18 protein-coding genes are annotated in these 18,649 nt (G+C 38.4%); 9 read left to right on the forward strand and 9 right to left on the reverse strand.

Features of this window, described 5'->3' with window-relative positions; all coding sequences use genetic code 11:
- Positions 1-70 precede the first annotated feature (70 nt).
- Entirely contained in the window at positions 71-1,930 is a 1,860-nt protein-coding gene (locus H4J62_RS06960) for a methyl-accepting chemotaxis protein (RefSeq protein ID WP_182214760.1), read from the forward strand.
- A 129-nt stretch (positions 1,931-2,059) separates the two neighbouring features.
- On the opposite strand, the gene H4J62_RS06965 is transcribed toward H4J62_RS06960, so the two are convergent.
- The 5 genes from H4J62_RS06965 to priA all read right to left on the reverse strand — a co-directional run bounded on the left by H4J62_RS06965 (position 2,060) and on the right by priA (position 7,401).
- A complete protein-coding gene (locus tag H4J62_RS06965; protein WP_182176480.1) occupies positions 2,060-2,425 on the reverse strand; it encodes a gamma-butyrobetaine hydroxylase-like domain-containing protein in 366 nt (121 codons plus the stop codon).
- A 59-nt stretch (positions 2,426-2,484) separates the two neighbouring features.
- Positions 2,485-3,813 carry an HslU--HslV peptidase ATPase subunit gene (gene hslU, locus H4J62_RS06970; protein ID WP_070375003.1) on the reverse strand — a complete coding sequence of 443 codons (1,329 nt, stop codon included), beginning with the start codon at positions 3,811-3,813 and terminating at the stop codon, positions 2,485-2,487.
- Positions 3,814-3,874: 61 nt separating this feature from the next.
- Complete coding sequence (hslV, locus tag H4J62_RS06975; RefSeq protein WP_070375002.1) at positions 3,875-4,393, reverse strand: ATP-dependent protease subunit HslV; 519 nt, start codon at positions 4,391-4,393, stop codon at positions 3,875-3,877.
- Positions 4,394-4,526: 133 nt separating this feature from the next.
- A complete protein-coding gene (locus tag H4J62_RS06980; RefSeq protein WP_182214758.1) occupies positions 4,527-5,081 on the reverse strand; it encodes an SPOR domain-containing protein in 555 nt (184 codons plus the stop codon).
- 103 nt (positions 5,082-5,184) lie between these two features.
- Positions 5,185-7,401 (reverse strand): primosomal protein N', encoded by a 2,217-nt coding sequence (gene priA / locus H4J62_RS06985; RefSeq protein WP_182214756.1) that lies wholly within the window; start codon positions 7,399-7,401, stop codon positions 5,185-5,187.
- 255 nt (positions 7,402-7,656) lie between these two features.
- Here priA and rpmE point away from each other — a divergent pair, with 255 nt between their 5' ends.
- From rpmE to alr, 6 genes are all read left to right on the forward strand, one after another.
- The gene (rpmE, locus tag H4J62_RS06990) at positions 7,657-7,869 is read left to right on the forward strand and encodes a 50S ribosomal protein L31 (protein ID WP_070374999.1); all 213 of its coding nucleotides are present in this window, start codon (positions 7,657-7,659) and stop codon (positions 7,867-7,869) included.
- Positions 7,870-8,055: 186 nt separating this feature from the next.
- Complete coding sequence (locus H4J62_RS06995) at positions 8,056-8,646, forward strand: sigma-70 family RNA polymerase sigma factor (RefSeq protein WP_220465912.1); 591 nt, start codon at positions 8,056-8,058, stop codon at positions 8,644-8,646.
- On the forward strand, positions 8,643-9,179 hold the full coding sequence (locus H4J62_RS07000) for a hypothetical protein (RefSeq protein WP_182203265.1): 537 nt from the start codon (positions 8,643-8,645) through the stop codon (positions 9,177-9,179). Before H4J62_RS06995 ends, H4J62_RS07000 begins: the two co-directional genes overlap by 4 nt.
- Before the next feature lie 24 nt (positions 9,180-9,203).
- Positions 9,204-10,154 (forward strand): DUF4097 family beta strand repeat-containing protein, encoded by a 951-nt coding sequence (locus tag H4J62_RS07005; protein WP_182214755.1) that lies wholly within the window; start codon positions 9,204-9,206, stop codon positions 10,152-10,154.
- Positions 10,155-10,292: 138 nt separating this feature from the next.
- Positions 10,293-11,711: a replicative DNA helicase gene (dnaB, locus tag H4J62_RS07010; RefSeq protein WP_070374997.1), complete on the forward strand. Its 1,419-nt coding sequence runs from the start codon at positions 10,293-10,295 to the stop codon at positions 11,709-11,711.
- Positions 11,711-12,889 (forward strand): alanine racemase, encoded by a 1,179-nt coding sequence (gene alr, locus H4J62_RS07015; protein WP_182214753.1) that lies wholly within the window; start codon positions 11,711-11,713, stop codon positions 12,887-12,889. The genes dnaB and alr overlap by 1 nt, the downstream gene beginning before the upstream one ends.
- A 210-nt stretch (positions 12,890-13,099) precedes the next feature.
- Here the strand turns inward: alr and H4J62_RS07020 are convergent, their stop codons facing one another.
- From H4J62_RS07020 to zur, 4 genes are all read right to left on the reverse strand, one after another.
- Positions 13,100-13,564 (reverse strand): chemotaxis protein CheX, encoded by a 465-nt coding sequence (locus H4J62_RS07020; RefSeq protein ID WP_146798820.1) that lies wholly within the window; start codon positions 13,562-13,564, stop codon positions 13,100-13,102.
- A gap of 75 nt (positions 13,565-13,639) precedes the next feature.
- Entirely contained in the window at positions 13,640-14,155 is a 516-nt protein-coding gene (locus H4J62_RS07025) for a DUF6702 family protein (RefSeq protein ID WP_182214751.1), read from the reverse strand.
- Positions 14,156-14,166: 11 nt separating this feature from the next.
- Positions 14,167-16,506 carry a M1 family metallopeptidase gene (locus H4J62_RS07030; RefSeq protein ID WP_182214749.1) on the reverse strand — a complete coding sequence of 780 codons (2,340 nt, stop codon included), beginning with the start codon at positions 16,504-16,506 and terminating at the stop codon, positions 14,167-14,169.
- Positions 16,507-16,666: 160 nt separating this feature from the next.
- Positions 16,667-17,104, reverse strand: a complete 438-nt coding sequence (gene zur / locus H4J62_RS07035; RefSeq protein WP_070374992.1) for a zinc uptake transcriptional repressor Zur — start codon at positions 17,102-17,104, stop codon at positions 16,667-16,669.
- 285 nt (positions 17,105-17,389) lie between these two features.
- Here zur and H4J62_RS07040 point away from each other — a divergent pair, with 285 nt between their 5' ends.
- Positions 17,390-18,190, forward strand: coding sequence for an enoyl-CoA hydratase-related protein (locus H4J62_RS07040; protein WP_182214748.1), 801 nt, complete (start codon positions 17,390-17,392; stop codon positions 18,188-18,190).
- A gap of 283 nt (positions 18,191-18,473) precedes the next feature.
- Positions 18,474-18,629 carry a hypothetical protein gene (locus H4J62_RS07045; RefSeq protein ID WP_182214746.1) on the forward strand — a complete coding sequence of 52 codons (156 nt, stop codon included), beginning with the start codon at positions 18,474-18,476 and terminating at the stop codon, positions 18,627-18,629.
- Positions 18,630-18,649: the final 20 nt, after the last annotated feature.

Here is an 18,649-nt window from a genome sequence, read left to right on the forward strand (position 1 = left end):
TTTGTTTCAAATTTTAATTTTCTACCTATACTAAAAATATCAATCTATTAATATTTTTAGGATCTCCTTTATGCTAATCAAGCACAAGCTTATTGCTAACACCGGTATTTTGGTTTTATCAATGGTCTTTATGTTGGGCTTACTTAATTTTACTATGTCGTCTTTGGAAACTGATATAAAAATTGCTCGAGAAATTGGCAATATCGAAACCGAAATTTTACAGTTGCGTCGTAATGAAAAGGATTTTTTAGCTAGAAAAGATATCAAGTATTTTGAGGCGTTTAGTGAAAATTATGCCGAGCTTATAAGAAATATTAGTTCACTTGAGCAAGCTTACGAAACGATAGGCAAAGACCTTCCTGAATTAAATAAGCTTCGCGCTGTGCTAAATGATTATCAACAGTTCTTTAAAGACTTAGTTGATGCACAAAAAGATCTTGGTTTATCTTCAACCGACGGTCTATACGGCTCATTAAGATCTGCTGTTCATGTAGTTGAAGAGTCGATTGGTAATAGTGACTATAAATTGCTGAGCAATATGCTACAACTTAGACGCAATGAGAAAGACTTTATGTTACGTCTTGATGCGAAATACGTCGACCGTTGGAATAATAATGCCAGTTCTTTTGTTCAAGACATAAACGTAAGCGATTTATCCAGTGATGCTAAATCACAAGCTATTGATAATATCTCTCTCTATGAACAAGCATTTACAGACTTTGTTGCCGGACAAAAACGGCTTGGTTTCACCGCTAAAGAAGGTTTAAAAGGTGATATGCGTAACGCTGTTCATCAAGTGGATGAAATTTTAGATAAACTTGTTTTACTGAGTAAAAATGAGGTTGTTGAGCACACCAGATTTGTTGACTTGGTTGCCTACAGTGTCTTTTTTAGCATATTACTTATTGCCATCAGTTTTGCCTTTTTTGTCAGTAGAAGTATTTTATTAAGCATAAATCAGCTAAACGAGACCATGAAAAAAGTGGCTGATACTCAGGATTTATCGTTAACCGTATCTACTCACAGTGATGATGAACTCGGCGAAATGGCCACTATTTTTAATAATATGCTGGGTAAGTTTAGAAACTTAATTACGGCCGTTAACCTTTCTGTTGATACTGTGCACGAAGCAACAGATAGTTTATCAAAAAATATTCACCTTGCTAATGCCGGAGTCGACTCACAAATTCAACAAACGGATATGGTCGCTACCGCGGTGACTCAAATGGTTGCGACCGTTGATGAAATTGCTAATAATACCAATGCCGCTGCGAGTAAAGCTGAAGCAACCAATAATAATGCGATTAGTGGTAAAGAAGGGGTTGAGCAAACTATTGCGAAAATTGATGAGCTTTCTGAAAAGTTAAGAGAGTCAGAAAATATAGTGCACGAACTTGCTAAAGATAGCGATACTATTGGTTCAGTATTAGATGTTATTCGAGGCATAGCAGAGCAAACAAACTTACTGGCGTTAAATGCGGCTATCGAAGCTGCCAGGGCAGGTGAACAAGGGCGTGGCTTTGCTGTGGTTGCTGATGAAGTTAGAACGTTAGCCAGTCGGACTCAAGATTCGACACAAGAAATTGAAACGATTATTAGTTCATTACAAGGACGAACCAAAGAAATTGTTTCTCATATGGCTATTTGCCGAACACAAGGCCAAGACAGCGCAGACCAAGCAAGCTCAGCGGGTAAAATGCTAGAAGAAATAACCTATGATGTTTCAACCATCATGGAAATGAATACAGCTATAGCATCAGCCATTCAAGAGCAAAGTACGGTCGCTTCTGAAGTTAATCAACATGTGGTTGAGATAAGAGACGTCGCCGAACAAGCCGGGCTAATATCTCATCAAAATGCACAAATGAGTGAAGAGTTATCTCAGCAAGCGGCAGTGTTGAATAATGAAGTGAGTCAGTTTAAAGTTTAGAAATATACTTTTCTCTTGAAGATACCGAACAGGTGTTTTCAAGAGAAAACGTTATCTCTGTCTAGTTATTACTAGGCAAAGTTCGCTAAATAAAAGCCATCTTGAATGTTTGTGTTAACTTATTCTATTTTATTTCACTTCAACAAAACTAATCGACGCTTCTCTATTTTGGCTTGTGGTTAAACTTGAACAATAGCTTTGCCAATTAATGTCGTAATTATCAAAGAGATTTTTGAATGTTTGGTCAGTGAAAATAGCGCCGTGCTTGTCATCAAATACTAAGCGGTGGCCATGCTTACCTAGCGGTTCAATATCAGTTAATAGCACGTCTTTTTTATGAAACACTTCTGGTATTTTAACGCCATTTTTAGCTTTCGTTTCTACAGGAGAAAATACTCTTAGGTATTCAAAGGAGAAACTAAGTTGAAGGTTACTATCAAAATTAAGGGTTAATTTTTTTTGCTTGCGATCAAGCGTAAACTGAATGATTTTCATTAATTCCTGCGCTTATATTGGCTAAAAGAGTAGGAAGTTAACTTCCTACTCTTTTCTTTCTATAGAATAAAACGGCTTAAATCTTCATTTTTAACTAATTCAGAAATAGTGTCATCTACGTATTTTTGATCAATTATAATGACTTCCCCAGCACGCTTATCAGCATTAAATGATAGGTCTTCGATTAAACGTTCCATCATAGTATGTAAGCGTCTTGCGCCAATGTTTTCTGTACTTTCATTAACTTGCCATGCGGCATTAGCGATTGCCTGAATACCATCTTCACTAAAAGAAACATGTACACCTTCTGTTGCCAACAAAGCAATATACTGTTCAGTTAATGATGCGTTTGGTTCAGTCAAAATTCTAACAAAATCATGGGTAGTTAGCGCTTGTAACTCGACACGAATTGGTAATCGACCTTGCAATTCAGGGATCAAATCAGATGGTTTTGCCATCTGGAATGCGCCTGAAGCAATAAATAAAATATGGTCTGTTTTAATCATGCCATGCTTAGTGCTTACTGTTGAGCCCTCAATCAGTGGGAGTAAGTCTCTTTGTACCCCTTCGCGAGAAACATCAGGACCTGAGCTATCACCACGCTTACAAATCTTGTCAATTTCATCGATAAAAACGATGCCATTTTGCTCTACTGCATAAATAGCCTTTTCTTTGATATCGTCATTGTTAACAATTTTGGCGGCTTCTTCTTCTTGCAACGCTTTAAAAGCATCTTTAATTTTTAATTTACGCTTACTGGTTTTTTCATTAGACATGCCCTGAAACATATTTTGCAGCTGCGAAGTCATCTCTTCCATACCAGGAGGAGCCATTATTTCAACCCCCATTTGTGGGGCAGCTAAATCTAATTCTATTTCTTTATCATCAAGTTGACCTTCACGAAACTTTTTGCGAAAAGCTTGACGAGTACTACTATTATCCGTAGCTCCATCAGCGCCAAAACCGTCTCGTGGTGGTGGCAATAATATATCTAAAATTCGTTCTTCAGCGGCTTCTTCGGCGATATGTTTTACCCGAGCCATTTCTTGCTCTTTGGTCATCTTTATTGCCATATCAGCCAAGTCACGAATGATCGTTTCGACTTCTTTACCAACATAACCGACTTCGGTAAATTTAGTTGCTTCAACTTTAATAAAAGGAGCGTTGGCAAGTTTGGCCAGACGCCTTGCTATTTCTGTTTTACCAACCCCTGTTGGACCAATCATTAGAATGTTTTTAGGGGTAACTTCGGTGCGTAACTCTTCGTTTAACTGCATTCTGCGCCAGCGATTTCTTAAGGCGATGGCTACAGCACGTTTGGCATCACTTTGACCAATAATGTGGCTGTCTAATTCACTGACTATTTCACGTGGTGTCATATTCGACATGATAATTCCTTAAGCATTTTACTTATTTGATACACTTACTAAGCGAGACGAAAGTTGAGCTTTATAGCTCGTCAATCGTATGTTGATGATTGGTGAATACACAAATGTCGCCAGCGATTTTTAACGACTTTTCAACAATTTCAATCGCAGAAAGCTCGGTATTCTCTAACAGTGCAGTTGCTGCCGACTGTGCAAAGTTACCACCACTACCGATAGCAATTAAGTCATTCTCTGGTTGTATAACATCGCCATTGCCGGTGATGATTAATGAAGCTGTTTCGTCTGCAACAGCAAGTAAAGCCTCTAATTTTCTTAAGGCGCGGTCACTTCGCCAATCTTTAGCAAGCTCAACAGCGGCTTTAGTTAAATGGCCTTGGTGTTGTTCAAGTTTACTTTCAAAGCGCTCAAATAAAGTAAAAGCATCAGCAGTGCCGCCAGCAAAACCAGCAAGGACCTTGCCGTTATATAAACGACGAACTTTGCGAGCATTACCTTTCATTACGGTATTTCCAAGCGATACTTGGCCATCACCACCAATTGCTACTTTGCCATTACGTCTTACGGATACGATAGTTGTCACAATTAACCTCAAATATTTATTTATATCTATGAAGAATAGATAAGGCTAATTATGACTTTTTCAAGGAGGGAGCTAGATAAATGTGTCTATTATGTCAATCGGACTAACTTATTGTTCACTAATCCGTTGGATTTTATTTCCAAAGCCAAATTTGGCAGCCATTAACATTATTACTTTTTAGCTTATGTTTGTCTTTTTCTGCTTCACGTTTACGCTCATAAGGACCTAAAAACACTTTGTAATAAATTCCGTTTTTACCTTTAGATTCACTTATTTGAGCCGTTAAGCCAGTAAAGGCAATATTGGCTTTTAATACTTCGGCTTGTCTCATCGTTCTAAACGACGCGCACTGCATCTTATACGGTCCTTTATCCTTAACTTCATATTTACCCACTTCAACTTCTTTACTCTTTAGGTTGTCAACATATGCCCATATCTCTTTTGGTGGAGCGGGTAATGCTTTTTCTTTCACCGCTTGTGGGGCTTCTTTGACTATTTTCACGGGAGAGACTTGCGGTTTATTGTCTTTTATTGACCATAATCCATAAATAAAACCACCGATCAATAACATGACTAAAAAGAGTAAAAACTTAAATTTTAAGGTGAAGGTTGGTTTAGGCGCTACCTTGCCTTTATAGGGACTTTTCTTTTTGTTTTGTGCGCGGGAAACGTAATCTTGATGAGCCATGAAATAATAATATACCGGTAAACGTCGGGTAATTCTAACCAACTGGTAAGGAAATGACACTAGTTTAAAAAGAAAATTGTAACAGAAGGCTTATTACTTAAAGTTACCAACTTAAATCAAGTGGATCAACATCTACTGTCCAGCGTACTTTTTTCTGCCATTCATTCTGAGAAATAGCGTTAATCAGCTGATAAATAGCAAGATGAAGTTGCTTGCGTGATTTAGCTTGTACAATTAAATGATAGCGATATTTACCTGCTTTTTTTTCCATCGCAGCTGGCACCGGACCGGCAAATTGGCAGCCATCAAAAGTAAATTCGGTTAATGCACTGAGAAATTTTTCAGGATAAGAAGGATAGTTAGCTTCTGCCCGAAAAAGTGCTTGATAACTAAACGGTGGTAATAAGGCCTGTTTGCGCTCAGTTAACGCATATTTAGCAAAGTGTGGGTAACCGTTGTTGACTAAATCTTGCAGTAATGGATGTTCAGGGAAGTTGGTTTGTACTAATACTTTTCCGGGCTTACTTTCTCGACCTGCACGGCCAGCAACTTGCACTAATAATTGTGCCATGTGCTCGGCGGCACGAAAGTCAAAACTAAAGAGTGCACCATCAACGTCTAACACTGCAACCAGTGTTACATCAGGGAAGTGATGCCCCTTCGCCAACATTTGTGTACCAATCAGTAACTGATGTTTTTTATCACTGACTTCTTGTAATAATTTTGCTAATTCGCCTTTTTTACGAGTACTGTCGCGATCGATTCTTACGGTACTATAGTCAGCAAAAAGTTCGCCGATGCGCTCTTCTAATTGTTCTGTACCTTGTCCCATAGGTTTAATACGGACACTTCCGCAACTAGGACACTGGTATGGGATACGCTTTTGACTACTACAGTGGTGACAAATTAATAATTTTTTTCCTTGGTGCAAAGTATAAGGTTTATTACAACGCTGACAATCGGCTACCCAGTGACACTCTTGACAATTAATCGCTGGCGCATAACCACGGCGATTTAAAAATATTAAGGCTTGTTCACCGCGTTTAAGTGTTGTTTCAATCGCCTTTTTTAACGTACCTGATAAGCCATGTTCCATTTGCTGTTGGGCAACATTAATAAGACTGATTTTGGCTTGAGTACTTTGACCGGGTCTTTTAGTTAATTGATGATATTGATATTTACCCGACAATGCATTTTGTAGCGTTTCTAAACTAGGCGTGGCACTACCGAGTACAATGGGAATATTTAACTGACCCGCGCGTAAAATAGCAATGTCGCGCGCGTGATAACGAAAACTGTCTTGTTGTTTAAAAGAGCCATCGTGCTCTTCATCAACAATAATTAAACCTAAATGATGTAGCGGCGCAAAAACAGCTGAACGCGTGCCAATAATTATTGCGGCGGTGCCCCGTTGTGCAGCCAGCCAAGTTTGTAAACGTTCTTTGTCGTTTAATCCTGAGTGGTGCAAACAAATAGGTAAATTAAAGCGTTGTTCAAACCGACTGAGCATTTGTGGTGTTAGACCAATTTCAGGCACTAATACCAGTACTTGTTTATTGGCGGCGAGAGTTTTTTCCATCGCTTGTAAATAAACTTCGGTTTTACCACTACCGGTGACACCGTCTACTAAATGACAAGAAAACTGCTCAAAGGACGCTTTAACCGCTGAGACAATAACCGCTTGTTCAACGGTTAAGGTTAGCTTTTCATTCTCAGCTAAAGCGTCTTGGTGATAGACAAAGGTTTCAGCTTTTTGTTGCCTTTCTTCAATTAACTTTTTCTTTTCAAGCGTATTTAATTGTGCTTTTGTATAGCCTAGTGTTCTAATTTCTGCCCAAGTTAGCCCCGGGTGGGTTTTAATGACATTATACAGTTCGGCTTGTTTGGGGGCTCGCTTAACTATTTTTTCTAATACCAGCTTTTCTTCACTGTCTTGCTCAAGCAAGAAACAATGCCAAGTGGTCGCTAAATCAATAGTAGGTTGCTCAATTTGACGAAGCAACACGGGAAGAGCCAGTTGTAGTACGTCTCCAATCGGGTGATGATAATAATCAGCACAACGCAGTAAAAACTTTAACAGCGCGGGAGGAAAACGAAAGTTGTCATTGACTAAGCCAATAATCGGCTTAAGTTTTTTGTCGTCAATATCACAGACTTCACTGGTACTTATAATAATACCAATAACTTCTCTATGACTAAAAGGTACGATCACTCGTGCGCCTATTTGAATCTCGTCATTACTGATGCTTTTTGGCACGATATAAGTAAATAACTGACGCATAGGTACAGGAATAGCGACTTGAATATAACTAACCTGCATAACGAGTACTTTTTTGACCATAATTAAGCTTATTCTGCCGACTTGTTGTTAATATGCCAAGTACGATTTTATAGAAAGTTTAACTTTAATCACCTTAACGGATTAATTGTTCATTTTTTAGCAATTAGTGTCATTAGGCTATTGCTAAGCATGTGTCGATGATTTAAAATTCGCCTCCATTATTTTTAACTCGTATGGTGCTTAGCAGCAATAATGACTGACTAAGTGGCGATACGGCCTTATACAGAGGTTTCTATGAAAGACGGTATTCATCCTAATTATGTTGAGTTCAAGGCAACTTGTTCTTGCGGTAACATCATCGTAACTCGTTCTACAGCGAAAAAAGATATTCACTTAGACGTATGTTCAGCTTGTCACCCATTTTACACGGGCAAACAAAAAGCTGCTGAGACCGGTGGTCGTGTTGATAAATTCAACAAACGTTTTGGTGCACTTAGCAGCAAGTAATTTTGCGCTAAAATCAAAATGTAAAAAAAGCGTCGTAAGACGCTTTTTTTATGCCTAAAAATCCATTGAAATACCATTCAGCTTTGGCGTGATCTCAAAAAATATAATATTTTTCGCTTTTCTTTAAACCCTTTTCATAAATACTGTATCTTACTTTATAACGACACCATTATTGAGAGTTAACCTTTGGATAACCCGAAAGTTATTAACATTAAAAACTGTGCTGAACCGCCGATCCATATTGCTGTAAACCGTGCAAAAGAACGTGCAATTATTAGTCGAGCACAGCAGGGTGATCAGCAGGCTTTTTATCAACTTTATCAGCAGTATCATCGTAAAGTTTATGCTATTTGCTGGCGTATGCTTGCAGATAAAGATAGTGCAGAGGATGTTTGCCAAGAGGTTTTTGTACAACTATGGCAAAAAATAGCTAATTTTCGTGGTGAAAGTAAATTTTCTACTTGGTTACACAGTGTCACCAACAATATTGTACTTGGACACTTGCGCAAACATAAAAACTGGTTGCAACGTATCTTTAGTATCGAAGATCAAACCATGGCAGATATTGCCGTAGAAATGCCAGATAGTGCGGGTCTAACCGAATTAGATAAACATATCGCTCGTTTACCTGAAAGAGCTCGCTTAGTTTTTGTGTTGTTCGCGGTTGAAGGTTACCGCCATGAAGAAATTGCAAATATGCTCGACATGGCAGTAGGTACTAGTAAAGCGCAATACCATAGAGCTAGAAATTTGTTAATGGAGTGGATCGAGATATGAATAAATTATTATCAGAGCAAGCTTTACAAAAAGCACTGGCAAAATTACCTGATGAAATGACACCACAACGTGATTTATGGGCTGGTATTGAACGGGCGATTGAAGTTAAAACACAAGACAAACCTGTCTTTGTATCACCGGTGAAAAAAGTGTTTATGCCTACAGCATGGGCGGCATCTTTAGTGCTCGCAGTATTGGCTACTTGGTTTTCTTTTTCGCCTCAATTTTCAGAACAGCCGCTGGATTTAGCGCAACAAAATAACTCACCCCTGACCTTAGTAACTGCAATGCAAGAAAATTTTAAGCACACCAAGCAATCGATGTTGATTAGCTTTGGCCAGCCTAAAATATCGGCACTGCCAAAAGAAATTCAACAAGAGTTAATAAACCTAAGCTCAGCCCAAGCTACGATTGAAAAGGCTCTAAATGAAGACCCAAGTAATAATGATTTACTTAATTTATTACGTTGGACCCAAAAACAAGAATTAGATCTATTAAGCCAACTATACAGCCCTAAATGGCAGAGTATTTAAAGATAACACTATAAAGAGGTAGTTATGAGAGTTTTACAAAAAGTTATTCCGATGATGTTATTTTCAGCCGCTTGTTCAAGCTTTGCGGGTGAGCAGATAGACAAGTCATTACTGGTCAGTGATGTCAGTAGTGTAAATATTGAAAATTTACGCGGTAATATTACGGTTATTGGTTGGGATAAAAACACTATTTCGATAAAGGGAGAATTGGAAGACGACGCCGAAGGTTTACTCTTTAAGCAACAAGGATCGCGTGTAAAAATTAAGGTTGAGCTTGAAAATCATAGCAACAACTTCTGGGGTAACAATGCTAAAGGCTCAGTATTAACGATTCATATGCCTAAAAACATTCGTGTCAGTTTTGAGGGGATTGCCAGTGATATTAATTTTGAGAACTTGCATGCCAGCGCCGAAGCAAAAACAGTAAGTGGTAACATCAAAGCGGTAAATTTGAGTGAACGCATTGAATTAATTTCAGTTAGTGGTGATATTAACAGCAGCAAATTATCAGGGAAAGTGAGTTTGTCGAGTGTTAGCGGTAATATTAAAGATCGTCAGTCACGTGGACGTTTAAGTTTGCGCGTGGTCAGTGGTGAAATTGACGCGCAATCAACAGCAAAAGAAGTGACGATCGAAAATGTCAGTGGCGATATTAACATAGGATTAAATGAGATTGACGAACTTACCGTTGCAAATGTCAGTGGCGTTCTGTCAGCAACGTTATCGTTAAATGATGGTGGTGTCGTTAAGATGTCTAGTGTTAGTGGCGGTTTAGCATTAAAACTACAAAAAAATGTTCAAGCAAGCTTCAGATTATCAGCCAGTGCTGGTGGTCAGATCACTAATAAAATTACCACGCAAAAATCAAATAAAGCTAAGTATGGACCAAGCTCAAAATTAGACTTTGAAACCGGTAGTGCCAACGCGAACGTACGTGTAAATACGGTAAATGGCAATATTAGCGTCAGCAATTAATTTTTATGACTCTGGCATTGAAAATAGAACGAGTTAGGGCGCTTTCTGGCTCGTATTTATATTCTGTTTCAAAGTAAATTCTGCTAACCTACCAAAAGTTTTAATCTCGCATTTGCGATAGAGTTTTAGGGTATATAAATGGCAGAGCGCAAGCCAAATAAATTTTTCAAAGATAAAAAGTATTCTCAAGATAGTCAAATGAATGCTTTAAAAGTTCCACCTCATTCGCTTGAGGCAGAGCAATCTGTATTGGGCGGTTTATTGCTCGATAACGAGACGTGGGATCGTGTTGGCGAACGTGTTGTCGCTCAGGATTTTTATAGTCGTTCACATCGTATTACTTTTGAAACCATAGCTGCGCTAATTGAACTAGGCAACCCTGTTGATTTAATTACCTTATCTGAAGCTTTAGAAAACGAGCAACGACTTGAAGATGCTGGTGGCTTTGCTTACCTTGCCGAAATGATGAGGAATACACCCAGTGCGGCCAATATCACCGCTTATGCCGACATCGTTCGTGAACGTGCAGTTACTCGTGAAATGATCAGTGTGGCAAATGAAATTGCTGAAGCGGGTTATGATCCTCAAGGCCGTGCCAGTGCAGAGCTTCTCGATTTTGCTGAAACTAAAATATTTGCTATCGCTGAACAACGGGCTAACAAGTCCGAAGGGCCAGAAAACATTACCTCAGTACTAGAAAAAACAGTCGATCGTATTGAACAACTTTGTTCATCGCCAAATAATGGTGTTACCGGGGTTTCTAGTGGCTTTTCTGATTTAGATAAGATGACCGCTGGTTTTCAAAAGTCAGATCTTATTATCGTTGCTGCACGTCCATCAATGGGTAAAACTACCTTTGCGATGAACATCGCAGAAAACGCGGCGATGACTGAAGATAAACCCGCATTGATTTTTAGTTTAGAAATGCCTGCAGAACAACTGATGATGAGAATGCTAGCCTCATTAGGCCGTATTGACCAAACCAAAATTCGTACGGGGCAATTAGGTGACGAAGATTGGGCGCGTTTATCATCAACCATGGGGTTACTTATTGATAAAGGTAAGATGTTTATTGATGATGCCGCTGGTTTAACGCCAACCGATGTTCGCTCTCGTGCGCGCCGCATTGCCCGTGATCACGGTGGTATAAGTATGATCATGATCGATTACTTACAGTTGATGCGCGCGCCACAATTTGCTGATAACCGCACCTTAGAGATTGCCGAAATATCACGGTCATTAAAAGCATTAGCTAAAGAATTACAAGTGCCGGTTGTGGCACTGTCTCAGCTAAACCGTAGTTTGGAGCAACGCTCAGATAAACGGCCGATTAACTCGGATCTTCGTGAATCAGGCTCTATTGAGCAAGATGCCGATTTGATCATGTTTATCTATCGTGATGAGGTTTATCACGATGATTCAGAGTTTAAAGGTATGGCAGAAATTATTATTGGTAAACAACGTAACGGCCCTATTGGTCGTGTTCCGTTGACTTTCCAAGGACAGTTTTCTCGTTTTGATAATTATGCCGGCCCGCATGTATTAGATGAAGATTAATGGCATTAACGACCGCAACGGCAATTATTAATTTATCTGCGCTCAAGCACAACTTAGCGCAGATAAAATCACTTGCACCGACAGCAAAGGTGCTAGCCGTTTTAAAAGCTAATGCCTATGGCCATGGCCTTGAACGCATTGCGCACGCATTGTTTTCTGAGCAAGCTAAAATAAATGAACACGGTCATTCATCGATCACCGCTGATGCTATTGCCGTGGCAAGAATTGATGAAGCGCTGGCATTACGGTCTTCAGGTATTACTCAACCGATTGTCTTGCTCGAAGGTTTTTTTAATGCAAAAGACTTAGCGATACTTGCGGTCAATAATTTACAAACGGTTATTCATAACCATCAACAACTTGATGCTCTTTTATCGGCAACGCTTCCTTCTCCGTTAAAGGTTTGGCTAAAAATCGATACCGGTATGCACCGTTTAGGTATAAATCCAGAGGAGTTTAGCCATTTTTATCAGCAATTAACGGACTCAGTAAACGTGCAAAAAAATATTGTGCTAATGAGTCACTTAGGTTGTGCTGATGATAAAAGCAATCAGGCGACTCGCCAACAAATATCACTCTTTGAAAAAGTAACGTTAGGCTGTAACGAAGAACGAACATTGGCAAACTCTGCCGGTATTTGTGCATGGCCAGCAAGCCATTACCAATGGCTTCGCCCCGGTTTATTATTATACGGGATTTCTCCTTTACCCTTTGAAAGTAACGCAGCAAATTTATCAACTTGTGCGCCAGAGAGTGCTTTGCACAATAAAGATATAACCTTGGATGTTCTGCCAGTAATGACGCTGAAGTCAAGTTTGATCGCCGTACGTGAATTAGCCGCTGGCGAATCAGTCGGTTACGGTAATGCTTGGACAAGTGAGCAAAAGACTATTATTGGTGTTGTTGCCATTGGTTACGGTGATGGTTACCCTCGGCATGCTAAAAATGGCACACCTGTTTTGGTCAATGGACGAAGGGTTCCTTTGGTAGGAAGAGTATCAATGGATATGATCACTGTTGATTTAGGGATAAATGCACAAGAACAGGTTGGCGATGTTGTGACTTTGTGGGGAGAGCAATTATCTGTTGCCGAAATAGCGCTATGTGCAACTACCATTCCCTATGAGCTCTTATGTAATATTACTCGCCGTGTACAAATCACCTTGTCAGCGCAGTAAAGGTCTTTTTTAAATACTAAGTAAACTACTAATCTTCTTGGTAAAGTCGCCAAAAATTCATTTACAGCGCACTTAACCGCCACTGTTTATTATAATGTCATTAATTGTCAGTTGTTATTGAGTCAATAAACTAAATATAGCGTAAAAAATAAAAAACCTCGTATATTGCTAAACGAGGTTTTGGTCTATGACTACAAATTACTTAATTCACTATTTATCGAAACTGAACTCAATAAAAGCTTTACCAAATTCAGAATTTAACGGAATAATAATGATAGGGCCATCAGCTTTGTGGTGAATAGTATGGTTTTGACCAGAAACAACCATAGGCGTTGCCATGTCAAATTCAAAGCCTTTTTCGCTCAGCATACGCTTAGCGCCACCGGTGACCATATTAGTAATTTCACCGACTAAATCGGTAATTTCTTCATTGACTTCGTCAGGACCTTCGCCAACCATTTTTTTCATGGTGGCCAGTGCTAACTTTCCTTCAAAAGTAATTGATAGTGAGCCTTTTGTTTGAGCGCTCACCATACCAATTAAACCAGAAACATCGCCCATAGCAACTTCATTTTTTTTCAAACGAGGTTTTTCAGGTACTAATTCCATTTGTGCCATAGTAGACATTACATTGAGCATTGAAGATAAAAAAGGGTTAATAAACTCTACATTCATGAATGTTTCCCAAGGGCTTAGTTATACTAGTCATTTTATTTTGCATGTTAATTTAGCAAATGTAAATCGTTCCTACTAGTTATTGTTTTTTATTATCGCAATTTTAACTGATTTCGAAAAAGTTAAGCTGCCAATAATTGTTTCGTCTTTATAATTTACAGTATTTACTTGCTTAGGGTAAGTATCGATGAGTAAATCATTTTTTACCACTAATCCGGATAAAAAGTTTTCAAAATTAGCTTCTTGGTAAATATAAACATTACCTTTAGCGACTTCTAAACCTATCCAATTGAGCTTGATTGGCTGTTTTTTATTATCTTGAACATCAATAAGTTGGAAATGTGCTTCAACATAGTTTTGAATGAACTTTTCGTATTCAGGATGCTCAGCTGAAAAGCGTATTTGCTGTTGCTCAGCAATAGCATTATCAATATCGTGAGCCGTAAATTGATGAATAACTTCTATGTTATGGGTTCTTGGATTAACTGATAAATCAGTTAATCCAAAGAAGTATCGGTGGGCTGCGCTTGAAAGCGCAACGCCACACAATAAACAAAAAATAAAGCTTTTAAATAATGAGGTTTTTGACATTATTTATCTTCTTATTCCTTGTCTTCTTTTTCGTCATCAGCTGACTTTAATTTAACATTATAGTCACGCATCATGTCTTTTTTCTTACGTTTGTATAATTCAAAGCTTGATTTAATAGGGCGTGCTGGCCAGTAGTTATTGTTAACATCTACATCGGCTGTTTCCCAGTTTGGATCAATAGCGATAGCGGTAATCTCTTTATCAGTAATAAATAATTTAGAAACATTTTTACTGTTTTTACGCCAGATTTCTGCAGGAATATGTACTTGTTCTGTTGTTTTATCTGCAAAAGTTAATTGCACAATAATAGGCATGACCAAGCCACCCTTATTTTCAAAATCAACGATGTAGAAATTTCTTTCATCAACAAGGAGATCTTTTTGCCATTGTTCTAACTTTTTATTTGCGCTGTTATAGGTATTACGTGCTTTATTGGTTGCCGTAAATTTATCATGCTCATTGTAAAAATCTAACAATTCAGGCTTGTCAGTTGTTCTAAGCCATTGACCTTTATCACGAAGGTCACTAATAAATGTTGGCTTTTCACTCTCTAAGGCACGATTCCAAGCGGCTTCTGTATCAGGGTTTTGGCTATTAGGACGATATAAATGAATATTACCTAAAGCGATATCAACATGATCTGTTGTGTAGAACCAACCACGCCAGAACCAATCTAAATCAACGGCTGATGCATCTTCCATGGTGCGGAAAAAGTCTGAAGGTGTTGGGCGTTTAAACATCCAACGTTGTGCATATTCCTTAAAGGCAAAATCAAATAATTCACGGCCCATAACGGTTTCACGTAAAATATTTAATGCTGTTGCTGGCTTACCATAGGCATTATTACCAAACTGAAGAATTGATTCAGAGTTGGTCATAATAGGTACCTGGTTAGTACTTTTCATGTAATTAGTAATGTCAGCAGCATGACCACGGCGTGAAGGATAACCTTCTTCCCATGCTTGTTGTGCTAAAAACTGTAGGAAAGTGTTTAAACCTTCATCCATCCAAGTCCATTGACGTTCATCAGAGTTAACGATCATTGGAAAGTAGTTATGACCCACTTCGTGAATAATTACTCCAACTAAGCCGTATTTAGTACCACGAGAATAGGTTTTTTCACCTGTTTCTTTGTCAAGTGTTGGGCGAGGACCATTAAAAGTGATCATCGGATATTCCATGCCACCAACGGGTCCATTGACTGAAATTGATACTGGGTATGGGTAAGCAAAGGTGTATTTATTATACTGTTGCATGGTATGGATAATAGCTTCAGTGGAGTACTTTTCCCATAATGGATTACCTTCATTAGGGTAAAAAGACATCGCCATGGTATCGGTACCGCCTTCTTTATAACCTTGAGCGTCCCAAATAAATTTACGGCTTGATGCGAAAGCAAAATCACGAACATTTTTAGCTTTAAAATGCCAGGTTTTCGTTTTTGTTGAGCGAGATTTTTCGTTTTCAAGTGCTTCATCAACGGTAACGATAAGCACAGGTTTCTTTGCGTTTTTAGCTTGTTCTAAACGTTTACGCTGTGTTTTTGTTAAGACCTTGCTTTCATTTTGTAACTCACCGGTAGCGGCAACAATATGATCAGCAGGAACGGTGATCTTAACGTCGTAATCACCAAATTCTAAAGTGAATTCGCCGTTACCTAAAAACTGCTTGTTTTGCCAGCCCATAACGTCATAGTATGCTGCTGCGCGAGGAAACCAGCCAGCAAGCTCATACAAATAGTTATCGTCTTCTTTAAAGTATTCGTAACCCGAACGGCCACCTAACACTTTTTGTTCATGAAGCTTATAGTTCCACTTAATATTTAATTCAACATCATCGCCGGATTTTAATGCCTTAGGTAAGATAACGCGCATCATTGTGCCGTTAATCACATAGTCAAGAGCACTACCGTTTGATGCTGTAACTGCAGTAATTGTATTACCACCATCAAATTCAGTTGACTCGATAGCGCCACGCAATCCGCTATAAGTTATTTTTTTACTAGGAGCTGTCGCTGTTAAGCGATTATCAGAGTCACGTTTTAAGCGGTTTTGATCTAGCTGTATCCACAAGTAGCGTAAAGTGTCAGGTGAATTATTGGTATAACTCATTGTTTCGCTACCCGTTAAGGTTTGCGTTTTATCATCAAGTTGAATATTAATTTTATAATCAACTTGTTGTTGCCAATACTGGTGACCTGGTGCGCCTGATGCAGTTCTGTAAGTGTTGGGTGTTGGTAAAGATTCTTCTAATTGACGAAATTTATCGCTACTAATGGTGTTTTTCGCTATTGCGCTACCACTGGCAACAACAAATAAGCAAATTAACGCTGACTTGATTGAATATTTCATAGGCTTCCTGAATATTTTATAATATGGGCATGTTTAACCGTGTACTTATAGCATAAATAAGTTCACTGAGTTAAGGGGGAGGGTACTTCTTATGCGACCAATAGCTCTAAATATGAGTTTAATGGGGTGTTAAAGTTATTATTACTCCTGAATAATAACGCTATTTACTGCAGCTTTGACAAGCACCATGCGCTTCAACAATTTGATGGCTAATGGTAAAGCCGGTTGCATCTGCCATCGAGCGTAAAGCTAAGTCTAAATTAGACGATTGAATTTCTTCAACATGTCCGCAACGGTCACAAATAAGTAATTGCACGGGATGATTACATTCACTGAAATGATGGCACATCACAAAAGCATTTATAGACTCAATCTTATGAACAAAGCCCTGCTTACCAAGGAAATCTAAAGCACGATAGATGGTTGCTGGTTTTGCTGCTGGGTCAATTAGCTTTAATTCGTCAAGCAAATCATAAGCACCAATAGCACCGCTATGTCCGGTTAATAGTTTAAATACTTGTTCGCGAGCCAAAGTAAATCGTGCACCACGCTTCTTGCAAGACTCTTTTGCTTGTATTAATAATTCTTCTGCATTCATTATGAGTTAGGTACTTGCATGATTGGGTTATTTTTTAGCAGTTTAACACAGAGATTTTGATGATGTAATATGCTTGAAAGGTTAATTACTTAACCCTTTAAATTAAAAGCGTGTTGTTGGCACTCTCAACGTTTACGAAAATGTAATGTAATATTTGATAGTTGGATAACAGCTAAGTACCAAGATAAAATTCACTTTACTGGTTTAGCAATTTTATCTTGCCCTCTTCGATACCTACGTGTCATCTTTAATCAATAAGAATAAATTTTTTACTATGGACTGAACATGCCTGAATTTGAATATTTAGATTTAACGCTCCAAAATAATGTCTTACATTTACAACTTGCACGCCCGAATAAGGCGAACGCGATGAATAAAAAAATGTGGTTTGAAATTGGTGACGCTTATCGTTGGATAAATAACCAAAACGATATTCATGTCGTGGTATTGAGTGGCAAGGGGAAACAATTTTCATCGGGCGCCGATATCAACTTTTTATTAGACGTTATGGCGTCAACACAAGATTGCCAAAATGATAAAACAGCGCACTTGAGGGCTGAAATCATTAATATGCAACAAGCATTTTCAGCGATTGTTGATTGTTCTATTCCAACAATCGCAGCGGTCCATGGTGTATGTATCGGGGGGGCGGTTGATTTAATTTCGGCATGCGATATTCGTTTAGCGTCGATGCGGTCTTACTTTAGCATTTTGGAAACGCAATTAGGTATACCTGCAGATATGGGAACATTGCAACGCTTGCATTTTAATTTACCCGATGGGCGATTACGAGAATTAGCATACACTTCGGCTATTTTCTCAGGACGTCAGGCAAAAAAATGGGGCATGATTAATGATACCTATTTAACACGTAAGCGTTTAATGAAAGCTGCTTTCAGTTTAGCCAACCGCATTGCTTTATTACCTAATTATGCCGTAAAAGCGACAAAACGCAGTTTAAATGTAAATACCGATACTATTGTGGCTAATGGCTTAAGTGCCGTTGCCGACTTAAACGCAGAATTACTGCAGTCTCCACAAGCAATGTTGACAATGGAAGAGCTCAAACGAAAACTGAAAAAGTGATATAAAATTAAGTCATTTCAGTGAAATTATTTAAACGTTCTCCTCAATAAATATTTGTTGGCTTTAGCGCTATAGAGTTAATCTTTATATTTTACTAAAGAGTGTGCGTCGGGCACCTGCACTTGCTCAGGAAGGCCCGAGAAGAGACTTTGGGAAAATAATCATTAATTAAGCAGTATTCTCAGTAACGTTTGTCATCAAATATTCATAAACTAACTCACTAAAAGCTATACCTTTTTCATTATTTAAGTCATAATTCATTGACATATAACAAGGAATGTTAATGATGAATGTCAATGAATTTGATCGAATGAATACCCTCTCTGAAAAAATCCTCAGCTCAACCGCATCTGTCCATGAAATAGCAGAATTTACTGTATTACTTAACCTATGGAAAAGCTCTGAAAAATTCAATTTAGTTATTGATTTACCCCAATAAAGAATAGACGTTTCAATTGT

Origin of the sequence: Colwellia sp. BRX8-5 (assembly GCF_014077325.1) — a bacterium.
Lineage (GTDB): Bacteria > Pseudomonadota > Gammaproteobacteria > Enterobacterales > Alteromonadaceae > Colwellia_A.